Origin of the sequence: Limimaricola soesokkakensis, assembly GCF_900172345.1 — a bacterium.
GTDB lineage: Bacteria > Pseudomonadota > Alphaproteobacteria > Rhodobacterales > Rhodobacteraceae > Limimaricola > Limimaricola soesokkakensis.
This window is the reverse complement of the sequence record NZ_FWFY01000033.1, coordinates 1-2699: the sequence shown is the minus strand read 5'-3', so window position 1 is coordinate 2699 and position 2699 is coordinate 1. Positions and strand designations below refer to the sequence as shown.

1 protein-coding gene is annotated in these 2699 nt (G+C 69.1%); it reads right to left on the bottom strand.

The window, feature by feature from the left end; genetic code table 11:
* On the bottom strand, nt 1-2699 hold a 2699-nt coding region (locus LOS8367_RS19160; protein WP_165761527.1), incomplete at both ends, for a beta strand repeat-containing protein.

Here is a 2699-nt window from a genome sequence, read left to right as displayed (position 1 = left end):
GAAGGCCAGGGCGGCGTTCGTGGCCCCGTCGGCGCCGATCACCGTTTCGATCAGCCCGCTGATGTCGGGCGTCCGGTAGGTGCCCCCGGCGGTCCACTGCTCGACATTCGACCAGGCGAACTCGTCCGCGGTGACGCGCGATTGCGGCGGCGCGCCGGAGGAGAAGGTGGCGGCGGTCTCGCTGCCCTGGATGCCGATGGTGAAGTTCGCGGCCCCCGAGGAGGTCTGGAGCGAGGTGAACTGCAGGTAGGCGTCGGTGATGGTCGCCGTCTGCGGGATGTCGATCCCGTCGAAGCGCATCCCCACGGCCTGTGCCCGGCTGCCGTTCAGGCCGAATTCGAGGTCGCCGCTGCCGCCGCCGCCGAACTGCTCCCAGTCGTCGGAGGAGGCGCCGATCGCCGTGACGACCGTCGAAACGGTACCGCCGCCACCGGTGATGTCGTCCTCGATGACCATGCCGCTGGCGGTCGCGGTGCCGAGCGTCACGGTCGGGCCGGCGCCGCTGGCCCCGGTCAGGGTGACCTCCACCGTCTCGGTGCCGTTGTCCACATCGTCATTGGCCACCGACACGGTCAGCATGCCGATCCCATCGACGAAGCTGACGCTCTGGCTCGTCGCCGCGCCGGCGTCGTAGGCCACCTGCAGACTGCCGGTGAAGCTGGCGTCGCTCAGGCTCAGGTCGAAGACGAGATCGGTGGTCCCGGTGTCGCCGGTCTCGGTCAGCGTCGGCGCATCGGCGATCGAGAGAACGACGCTGGCAGGCGGCGCCGCGACGTCGTCCTCGGTGACCGTGCCGCTGGCGGTCGCGGTGCCGAGCGTCACCGGCGTGGCGGTGCCGGTGGCCCCGGTCAGGGTGACCGCCACCGTCTCGGGACCGTTGGCCAGGTCGTCATTGGCGACCTGCACGGTCAGCGTGCCGATGCCACCCGCGAAGCTGACGGCCTGGGTCTGGTTCGTCGCCGAGCCGGCGTTGTAGGTCACCTGCAGGGTGCCGGTGAAGGTGGTGTCGCTCAGGCTCAGGCCGAAGTCGAGATCGGTGGTCCCGGTGTCGCCGGTCTCGGCCACCGTCAGGGCATCGGTGATCGAGAGCACCGGCCCGGTCGGCGGGGGTGGCGGCGGCGCGCTGCCCTGCACCAGCTCGACGTTCGAGAAGCGCACGATCGAGCTTTGCGCGGCGTCGTCGTCGTTGATCAGCGCCAGGTAGTCGAAGGTCCTGCCGGCATGCGCCGCCAGCGGGATCTCGTAGCTCACGGTCTGGCCCACGGTGGTGTAGTCGTTGCGCACCGACTGGTCGAACTTGGCGATGTTGACCGAGCCGAACACCTGGAACAGCAGATCGTCGGTGGTCTTGTAGTTGTTGTCGTTCTCGAGGCCGATGCTGACGAATTCGGCGGTGCCGTTCTGCATCGTCACGTCGAAGCGCAGCACCGTGTCGGCGCCGACGGTGAAGGTGCCGCCGGGCAGCAGGGTCTTCTTCCAGGTGTTGCCGCTCAGCGTGATGCCGGCGCCGTCGGGATCGATCTGGAAGCCCTGCGGCGTCTGGTCCTGGTTGCTGTAGCTCAGGAGCGGGCTGGCGTTGAAGTCGATCGGCAGCACGCTGCCGGGATCGGGCGGCGCCGCGACGTCGTCCTCGGTGACCGTGCCGCTGGCGCTGGCGGTGCCGAGCGTCACCGGCGTGGCGGTGCCGGTGGCGCCGGTCAGGGTGACCGGCACCGTCTCGGGACCGTTGGCCAGGTCGTCATTGGGGACCTGCACGGTCAGCGTGCCGATGCCACCCGCGAAGCTGACGGCCTGGGTCTGGTTCGTCGCCGAGCCGGCGTTGTAGGTCACCTGCAGGGTGCCGGTGAAGCCGGTGTCGCTCAGGCTCAGCCCGAAGTCGAGATCGGTGGTCCCGGTGTCGCCGGTCTCGGCCACCGTCGGCGCGTCGGTGATCGAGAGCACCGGCCCGGTCGGCGCCGGCGCCCCGCCGCCCTGCACCAGCTCGACGTTCGAGAAGCGCACGATCGAGCTTTGCGCGGCGTCGTCGTCGTTGATCAGCGCCAGGTAGTCGAAGGTCCTGCCGGCATGCGCCGCCAGCGGGATCTCGTAGCTCACGGTCTGGCCCACGGTGGTGTAGTCGTTGCGCACCGACTGGTCGAACCTTGCGATGTTGATCGAGCCGAACACCTGGAACAGCAGGTCGTCGGTGGTCTTGTAGTTGTCGTCGTTCTCGAGGCCGATGCTGACGAATTCGGCGGTGCCGTTCTGCATCGTCACGTCGAAGCGCAGCACCGTGTCGGCGTCGACGGTGAAGGTGCCGCCGGGCAGCAGGGTCTTCTTCCAGGTGTTGCCGCTCAGCGTGATGCCGGCGCCATCGGGATCGATCTGGAAGCCCTGCGGCGTCTGGTCCTGGTTGCTGTAGCTCAAGAGCGGGCTGGCGTTGAAGTTGATCGGCAGCACGCTGCCGGGATCGGGCGGCGCCGCGACGTCGTCCTCGGTGACCGTGCCGCTGGCGGTCGCGGTGCCGAGCGTCACCGCCACACCGGTTCCGGTGGCCCCGGTCAGGGTGACCGGCACCGTCTCGTCGCCGTCGTCGACATCGTCATTGGCGACCTGCACGGTCAGCGTGCCGATGCCAGCCGCGAAGCTGACGGCCTGGGTCTGGTTCGTCGCCGAGCCGGCGTTGTAGGTCACCGTCAGATCGCCGCTGAAGGTGGTGT